General features: G+C 45.9%; 6 protein-coding genes. All 6 read right to left on the bottom strand.

Going from position 1 to position 6,487, the window contains the following annotated elements:
* Positions 1–249: 249 nt before the first annotated feature.
* The 6 genes from lysS to ACZOWY_RS11625 all read right to left on the bottom strand — a co-directional run bounded on the left by lysS (position 250) and on the right by ACZOWY_RS11625 (position 6,379).
* The gene (gene lysS / locus ACZOWY_RS11650; protein WP_484398371.1) at positions 250–1,803 is read right to left on the bottom strand and encodes a lysine--tRNA ligase; all 1,554 of its coding nucleotides are present in this window, start codon (positions 1,801–1,803) and stop codon (positions 250–252) included.
* Positions 1,804–1,817: 14 nt separating this feature from the next.
* Positions 1,818–2,303 (bottom strand): transcription elongation factor GreA, encoded by a 486-nt coding sequence (greA, locus tag ACZOWY_RS11645; protein ID WP_484398365.1) that lies wholly within the window; start codon positions 2,301–2,303, stop codon positions 1,818–1,820.
* A 112-nt stretch (positions 2,304–2,415) separates the two neighbouring features.
* The gene (locus ACZOWY_RS11640) at positions 2,416–3,480 is read right to left on the bottom strand and encodes a shikimate dehydrogenase (RefSeq protein ID WP_484398360.1); all 1,065 of its coding nucleotides are present in this window, start codon (positions 3,478–3,480) and stop codon (positions 2,416–2,418) included.
* A 15-nt stretch (positions 3,481–3,495) separates the two neighbouring features.
* Positions 3,496–4,428: a quinate 5-dehydrogenase gene (locus tag ACZOWY_RS11635; protein ID WP_484398355.1), complete on the bottom strand. Its 933-nt coding sequence runs from the start codon at positions 4,426–4,428 to the stop codon at positions 3,496–3,498.
* Between the two features lie 130 nt (positions 4,429–4,558).
* Complete coding sequence (gene dusB / locus ACZOWY_RS11630) at positions 4,559–5,527, bottom strand: tRNA dihydrouridine synthase DusB (RefSeq protein ID WP_484398349.1); 969 nt, start codon at positions 5,525–5,527, stop codon at positions 4,559–4,561.
* A 75-nt stretch (positions 5,528–5,602) separates the two neighbouring features.
* The gene (locus tag ACZOWY_RS11625) at positions 5,603–6,379 is read right to left on the bottom strand and encodes a type III pantothenate kinase (RefSeq protein WP_484398344.1); all 777 of its coding nucleotides are present in this window, start codon (positions 6,377–6,379) and stop codon (positions 5,603–5,605) included.
* Between the last annotated feature and the right edge of the window lie 108 nt (positions 6,380–6,487).

The raw sequence follows: 6,487 nt of genomic DNA, 5'->3' as shown, positions 1-6,487 counted from the left end.
CGCACATTCATCTGGTTCGTTATTCAGTTCTCAAGGTTCCGCCGTCTTTCGACGACTTGATTATAATAGCACTTCTTTTATTCCTTGTCAATACCTTTTTTTAAAAAAACTAATGGTTTTGTTTTCCCCCTCTTACTTTCTGCAAAACCGTACAGAAAGCAGAAAAGAGAGGTTCACACCTCTCTTTTTTTACTAACGTTCAGATTCAACAAATATTAAATCACTGCCAAAACAGGTTCCTTTAAATACTTATTGGTTCTCCCCTGCATCACTTTCAGCCTCTGGTTTCTCCTGAACCAGCGGTTTCATGGTCGGGAACAGTAATACATCACGGATTGAAACTGCACCCGTCAGGAACATGACCAGACGGTCGATACCGATACCCAGACCGCCTGTCGGAGGCAGACCATGCATCAGAGCATTGATAAAATCTTCATCCATCATACCGGCTTCTTCATCCCCGGCGGCACGCTCTTCCATTTGTTTTACGAAACGTTCCCTCTGATCAATCGGATCGTTCAATTCCGTAAAGCCGTTGCATATCTCGCGACCATAAATAAATCCTTCAAACCGGTCTGTAATTTCAGAATCTTCCACGCTGCTCTTAGCCAACGGTGAAATTTCTTTAGGATACTTGTAAATAAAGGTAGGCTGAATCAGCTTATCCTCAACGAATTCGTCAAAGAAAGCATTGATAATCTTGCCGACACCCCAGGATTCTTCATATTCAACGTGCGCTTCATCCGCCATCTGACGCGCCACTGCCAGGTCGGTCACACCATTGAAATCTTTCCCACTGTACTGTTTTACCGCATCAATCATAGTAATGCGTGGCCAGGGAGCAGCTAAATTGATTTCTTTTCCTTCGTAAACAATTTGCTGCGTACCCAGTACTTTTTGGGCGGTTTCCGTTACGATTTTTTCTGTGATATCCATCATGGAATCCATATCGCCATAAGCCTGATACAGTTCCATACTGGTAAATTCCGGGTTGTGTTTAATATCAATGCCTTCATTTCTGAAAATGCGACCGATTTCATAAACACGTTCCAGACCTCCAACAATCAGCCTCTTCAGGTTCAGTTCCGTTGCGATACGCAGATACAGTTGGATATCCAACGCATTATGATACGTTATAAAAGGACGGGCCGTCGCACCGCCTGAAATGGTATTCAGGACCGGGGTCTCAACTTCTAAAAAACCTTCGTTGTCAAGAATCTCACGAATACTCTTGATAATCTGTGTGCGTTTAATGAACACATCCCGTACATCCGGATTAACAATCAGATCCAGATACCGCTGACGGTACCGAAGGTCTACATTCGTCAACCCATGCCATTTCTCCGGGAGAGGTTTCAGCGCTTTGGACAAGAATTCCAGATTCTCAACACGAATGGAAGGTTCGCCCATATGTGTTTTGAATACTGTGCCGGTAACGCCTATAATATCACCGATGTCCATCAGCTTTATAAGGGAATAATTCTCTTCACCCAGGATATCTTTCCGGGTATATAGCTGGATCTTACCTGTACTGTCCTGCAAATCCAGAAAGCTTGTCTTGCCATGTCCGCGAATCGCCATTACACGGCCTGCCGCTTTGACAACCGTTCCGTCTGCTTCCATCTGCTCTACATTTTCATAAATCTCTTTGGTATGATGGGTCCAGTCAAACCGGTGACCAAAAGGACGGATGCCCCGTTCCTCCAGCTTATGCATCTTGTCAATACGGTTCTGCATCTGCTCATTGATATCCATTGCTGCAGGCGCCTGCTTTCCCTGACCAATCTTCTTATCTTCTGCCATTCTTTTTCTCCCGATTATTTAATCTTAACTATTTTATACTGATGATCCCCTATAGGCGTACGCACCGTTACCACAGTTCCAACCTTTTTTCCCATAATAGCGGCGCCAATTGGCGATTCGTTAGAAATTCTCCCGGCAAAAGGATCGGCCTCTGTCGTACCCACCACAGTGTAAGACTGCAGACGGTCTTCTTCAAACTCAGGACTCAGATCTTCAATATCTACCGTAGCCCCCAGTTCCACCTTCGTTTTCCGTTTCTTTGTATTGTCAATGACTTTCGCTGTATTGACCATCTGCTCAAGTTCCAGAATACGACCTTCAATACGGGCCTGCTCATCTTTTGCCGAAACATATTCTGAGTTTTCACTTAAATCGCCATGGGCAATAGCTTCATGCAGCCTTTCTTCATTTTCCAGGCGCTTGACAGTGCGAAGTTCTTCCAGTTCAGCCTCCAGTTTAGCAAGGCCTTCCGCAGTCAATATTGTTTCTTTTGACGTCATGATCATTCCTCCAATGTTACACTATATTAATGGTACCATTTTATAACGATACAGGGGATACCTAAAAACGATTAATTACTATTATAGTTTTTAATAATAGCCTTGTCAAATTTTACAGATGAGCATTCTTTCGGATTTGCCCTATCATTTCTTTTGTCACCGCGTGTTCAAAATTACGGAATCCGGCCAGTGTAAAACCATGCTTTCTGGCTAAAGCGGAAATAGTATCTATCTGGGACGGAAGCAGATTTCTTCCCAACGTAAAATTTTCGTACCTTCCTTCCAGCGCAAGCATCATGGTTTCAGCCATACAGGCAAAACACGTATGGGGCGGAAAGCCAAAATCAAAACGGAAATCCACATTACCGGGAACATGGATCACACCGCCTTCGATTACCAGAACATCGTTCCGCTGTGCCGATACGTTCCGGGATACATTACGTGGTCGGGCTACATCGCAGACCACGGCGCCGGATTTCAAATCAGCAGGATCAATGATAAAATCTACTGCACTGGTCACAGCAATGACCACATCCGCTTTATGCAATCCGGATTTCACATCTGAACTTACCGAAAAGGTTGCCGCACCATGGCCATTTAATTCATGTGCCAGTTCCTCCAGCGGTCCGATCCGTCTGGCAATAAGATTGATATGGCGAACCTCACGGGCCAGAATGCGGGCACAGGCCGAACCAATGGAACCACTGGCGCCGACGATAGCCACTTCCGCATCCCGCAGATCTTTCCCCATAAGGCGGGCCGCCTCCCGCGTTCCTTCCAATGCCGTAGCTACCGTGTAGCTGTTTCCGGAGGTCACTGCAATATTTAAACGGTCCGCAATTGTAATGCCGGCATCTCCTACAATAGAGGTAAACGCCCCCAGTCCGAGAATCTTAGCCCCCAGTTCTTCTGCAATCTTTCCAGTCTCCACGATCCGGTCAATAACAAACTCTTCCGGCAATTCCACCATCTGCTTGGCCGTCAGCGGGCAGCCTACAAACCAGCCCTCGGCTTCCGCATAAGGACTCTTTACTCCGGTAATATGCGATACCGTAAACGGCTTTTTCTTCTTCAATATATATTCAAGCAGGAAATCAGGAACATACCTGATAAAAGGCGATACCATCTGCATACTCTCCAATGAAAGAGGATGCAGCACAAACGCAAACTTCTCCATTTTCCTTCCTGCTCCTTACTGAAACTTCTCAATCGACGGCAAAATATGATACCGCTGAATAAACGCTTCGTATTCTTCCGACCGCAACGCCTTTTTGCTGCCACAAGCCGCAACAATTGCAGCTTCCAGCACGTTAGTGCCAAAACTCCGGCCCTGCAAACAGGGTGTAGTTGTTACCAGCATTTTAACGCCGGCGTCTTTTAACATCTGCCGGTCTGATGAAGTAACCGTGTTAGTAATAATTGTTTTTCCTTCAAGCTTCGGCGGCATAAACCGCTTTATAAAGAGAAAATCTCCTGCAATGATATCGCTGCCTATAAAATATTCAGGATGTCTGAATATATGCGAATCCTGCTTTTTCCCGGTAGGATACATCCATTTTATCGGCAGCCGGGTAATAATGGGAACAAGCAATGCAGCCCAACGGCGCAACGCCGTCAGGCTCCGGATGGGAATATTGCAGCCCAGTCCGTAAACAATATCGCCAAACAGGACATTACAATCCTGTTCTGCCAGCGCTTCCGCCATTCCGAAACGGTCTACCGCACAAACAAGCAGCACTCGTTTGTTATTAAAATCAACAATATGGTGATTTGCCAAATATTGGATTGCCATGCGCTCCAGCGTGTTTTTCAAACCGCTGCCATCTAACACCGGTGTAATCCGGACCTGTTTCAGCAACTTCTCCGATTCGGCAAAAACATAGCGGTGACTGCCTGCCACCAGATACAGATCGGTTCCGCCCAACCCCATTGCGTCGACTTTTCCATCATAAAAGCACAACAGCCGGGCTGCTTTTTCCATATCGCCATCCGTACCTTTCCGTTCCAGCGCAACTTCCGTATCTCCAAAAAGAAGACTTCCCCGGGCATCACGTTTGGAAGAACCGATGCTTATGCTGATTACTGTTTTCTTTTTTCCAGATTTCTTTGTTCCCACCGAGTCCATACACAATCTTACCTGCAAAGATATTTTTCCGAATGTGTATTGTATCACATTGCACGGAATAACACAATCAAACTCCGAGAAAAATTAAGAAAAAACCACAAAACTGTACCTTATCAGTTTCAAACATTCCCTACCTGTCCTTCAATATAGCGCCATACTCGGCAACCAGTCCTGCCATTTCCCGCAATGTTTCAAGCTTGTGGAATTTTTCCCTGTATTCAGAAGCCCGGGGAAGGCCTTTAATATACGCGGATGCATGGCTGCGCATTTCCCGTATGGCTACCTTTTCCCCCTTAAACTCTACCAGAGCGGTTGCATGCAATATAATCTGCTGTAATTTTTCCTCAATAGTCACACTTGGAATATCTTTTCCGGCCAAAGCTGCTTGCAGCTGCGCAAACAACCATGGATTTCCATAGGCACCCCGGGCAATCATCAGACCGTCACATTTTGTTATCTGGCGCATACACAGACCGTCTTCCACAGAGAAAATGTCCCCGTTACCAAACACAGGGATCCGAACAGCCTCTTTCACCTGACGGATGATATCCCAGTCTGCTTTTCCCATATAAAACTGGTTCCGGGTCCTTCCATGGACTGCGACCGCAGCAACACCGGAATCTTCAGCGATTCTGGCAATTTCCACAGCATTCCGGTGATCTTCATCCCAGCCGGCACGAAATTTCACCGTTACCGGAATCCGCACTGCGTCGACCATGGCCTTCAGGATTTTTCCTGCCAGCACTGGGGTCTTCATCAGGGCAGATCCTTCTCCGTTATTGACCACCTTAGGCACCGGGCATCCCATATTGAAGTCTATGATGTCGGCACCTCGCGACTCAACAATTTTCGCAGCCTCTGCCAGTTCTTCCGGAACTGAACCAAACAGCTGAATAGCCGTAGGACGTTCTGTTTCATCAATCTGCAACATGGCAAACGTCTTTTCATTTTTATATAACAGCCCTTTTGCGCTGACCATTTCCGAGACTGTAAGCCCACAGCCAAGCTTGCGACAGATAACACGGTACGGCAGGTCACTGATACCGGCCATTGGCGCCAGCGCTATCGGTGTCTCTAAATCTATTGTCCCTATCTTCATAACAGATTCAAGTCTTTTCCTAAGATAAAAATACGGACGGAAAGATGGCCCCCCGTCCGTCATAGGTTCTTCTTTTTATTTTTTGTTTTTTTCAAAAATAATACGAAGACCTTCCAATGTAAGCATCTGGTCCACTTCGTCAATACAATCTGTCCCCTGCGCCATTGTGTTGCCAAAACCGCCTGTAGCTATGACCAGCGCATCCCCGCCCAGTTCTTCCTTCATACGGGCAACGATTTCCTTGATCAGTCCATAATAGCCAAACATAATGCCGGAACGCATAGCATCTACCGTATTGCCGCAAATTGCTTTCTTCGGCGGAATCAGTTCAATACGAGGCAGTTTTGCCGTCCGTTGGAAAAGAGCTTCCGAAGAAATCCCGATACCGGGGCAAATAGCACCGCCAAGATACTCACCGGTAGGAAGCAAGGCACAAAAAGTCGTAGCCGTACCAAAGTCAATAATAATCATCGGTTTTTTCAGGTGAGCATATTTGTCATAAGCCGCCACCGCATTGACGATCCGGTCGGCACCAATCTCCTTCGGATTTTCATAACGTAACTGAAGGCCGATTTTCAGACCTTGGCCAACAACCAGCGGTTTGATTCTAAAATAGCGTTCACACATATGGCATAAGGGAACTAATACCGGAGGAACTACGCTGGAAATAATAATATCTGTTACCAGCTCCTTTTTTAATCCGGCAAAGCCAAGCATACTGGTCATAAACATACCGAATTCATCCGCCGTTTTAGAACGGTCGGATGAAAAACGCCAGTTGTCTACCAGCTTTTTCCCGTCGTAAATACCGGCTACCGTATTCGTGTTTCCTACATCAATCACCAGTAACATAAGTTACCCTCCTCGTATAATTATTTTTAAGATTAAATAATAGTTGTATTTTATGCCCTTTCTCATTCAATCGGTCTGTCAATACCCATGGTATAATTGCAATGCGTC

This window comes from Succiniclasticum sp. (genome assembly GCF_056977735.1).
This window is presented reverse-complemented; position numbering and strand designations above follow the sequence as displayed.